This is a genomic window from Inquilinus sp. (assembly GCF_057815775.1).
Window position 1 is genome coordinate 1 of record NZ_JBYRFX010000631.1, and the last position, 1,935, is coordinate 1,935.

The following is a 1,935-nucleotide window of genomic DNA, read 5'->3' on the forward strand; positions in this document are numbered from 1 at the left end:
GGTCGCGCGCATGGATGTCGGAAACGAAGGATTCGAGCCGGTCGGCGACGAACTTGACGGGCCGGCCGGTCAGGATGCTGAGGCCCACCACTGCCATGTCCTCGTGATAGACATGCAGCTTCATGCCGAAGGAACCGCCGATATCGGGCGCGATCACGCGCACCTGCGCTTCCGGGATGCCGTAGTGACGGGAATAAAGATCCTGGAACTGGTAGGGCGTCTGCGTCGCGTGGTGGACGGTCAGGCGGACCTCGCTCGGGTCGTAATCGGCCACGATCGCGCGCGGCTCCAGCGTCACGGCGGTGTGCCGGCTGAAGCGGAATTCCTCCTCCACGATATGCGCCGCCCGGGTGAAGATCAGGTCGGTGCCGCCGGTGTCGATCTCGGTGTGGAAGCAGATGTTGTCGGCCAGGCCGGGCGCCACCAGCGGGGCGTCCGGGGCGCGGGCGGCATCGATGTCGGTGACGGCGGGCAACTCCTCGAACTCGACCACCACCGCCTCGGCCGCGTCTTCGGCCTGGGCCCGGGTGTCGGCCACGATGGCCACCACGGCCTGCCCGGACCACACGGCCCGGTCGAGCGGCAAGGGCAGCTGCGGCGGCGACTTCATGCCCTTGAAATGGTCGAGCGTGCCGGTCCAGGGCGTGCAGATGCGCGCCAGATCCTCGCCGGTCGCGACCAGCCGCACGCCGGGCATCGCCAGCGCCGCCGTGGTGTCGATCGAGACGATGCGGGCATGGGCGTAGGGGCTGCGCAGGAAGGCGGCGTGCAGCATCCGCGGCAGCACCAGATCGGTGACGTAGCGGCCGCGCCCGGCCAGCAGGCGCTTGGCGTTGGGCCGCGAGACCGATCGGCCGATATAGGAGTTCGGCCGGTCGATGGAGCCGAGGGGCGCGTTCATGCCTCTTCCTCCAGCACGAGCCCGGCCCGGCGCCGCGCCACCAGCTCGATGGCGTCGACGATCGCCTCGTAACCGGTACATCGGCAGTAATTGCCGGACAGGGCGTCGCGGATCTCATCGCGGGACGGGACGCCGGATGCGGCCAGCAGGCCGTGCGCGGTGACCAGCATGCCGGGCGTGCAGAAGCCGCACTGCAGGGCGTTGCGGGTGTGGAAGGCCTGCTGCAGCTCGGCGATGGCGGCCCGATCGGTCAGGCCCTCGACCGTCTCGACCGCCGTGCCGTCGGCCTGGACGGCAAAGACCAGGCAGGCATGCACCGGTCGGTCGTCCAGCAGCACCAGGCAGGCACCGCAGGCCCCCATCTCGCAGCCGGCATGGGTACCGGTCAGCTGCAGGTCGCGGCGCAGGAAATCGACCAGCGTCTCGCGCGGCTCGACCGTGCGATGGATCTCCTCGCCGTTGACGCGCAGCGCGATGGCGACAGGGGCGGTCATGGGGTCCCCATCAGCCGGCCGAGCAGCCGGCCCAGTAGCACGCGGGCGAGGTGCAGCCGCATCGCCGCCGGCACCTGCTCGTCGTCGAGCGGGTCGAGGTCGCCGTCCAGTGCGGCCTGGGCCCGGACGATCGCCGCGACATCAAAGACGCCGCCAGCCAGTGCCGCCTCCGCCGCCTTCGCGCGCAGCGGGGTCGGGCCGACCGAGAGGAAGGCAATGCGGATGCCGGCGACGATGCCGTCCCGCAACTCGGCCAGGATGCCGGCGCCGACGATGGCGTAGTCGCCGCGCCGCCGCGCCAGCTCGTCGAAGGCCCAGCGGTGGCCAGGGCCGATCGCGGGGATGTGCAGCGCGACCAGAATCTCGCCCGGCTCCAGCGCGGTCTGATAGAGGTCGAGGAAGAACGACTCTGCCGGCACCAGGCGGCGGCCGGCAGGGCCGGCGATCTCGATCTCCGCCGCCATGGCCAGCATCATCGCCGGGAATTCCGACGCCGGGTCGGCCAGGGCGACGCTGCCGCCGATCGTGCCGCGGTTGCGG

3 protein-coding genes are annotated in these 1,935 nt (G+C 71.2%); all 3 read right to left on the minus strand.

The features are described from left to right. Nucleotides 1-901 (minus strand): xanthine dehydrogenase family protein molybdopterin-binding subunit (locus tag AC3XYG_RS21900; protein ID WP_489141986.1); only part of this gene is annotated, 901 nt, incomplete at its 3' end. Then, on the minus strand, nt 898-1,395 hold the full coding sequence (locus tag AC3XYG_RS21905) for a (2Fe-2S)-binding protein (RefSeq protein WP_489141987.1): 498 nt from the start codon (nt 1,393-1,395) through the stop codon (nt 898-900). The genes AC3XYG_RS21900 and AC3XYG_RS21905, both read right to left, overlap by 4 nt. Next, the coding region (locus AC3XYG_RS21910; protein WP_489141988.1) for an FAD binding domain-containing protein at nt 1,392-1,935 on the minus strand (544 nt) is incomplete at its 5' end. The genes AC3XYG_RS21910 and AC3XYG_RS21905, both read right to left, overlap by 4 nt.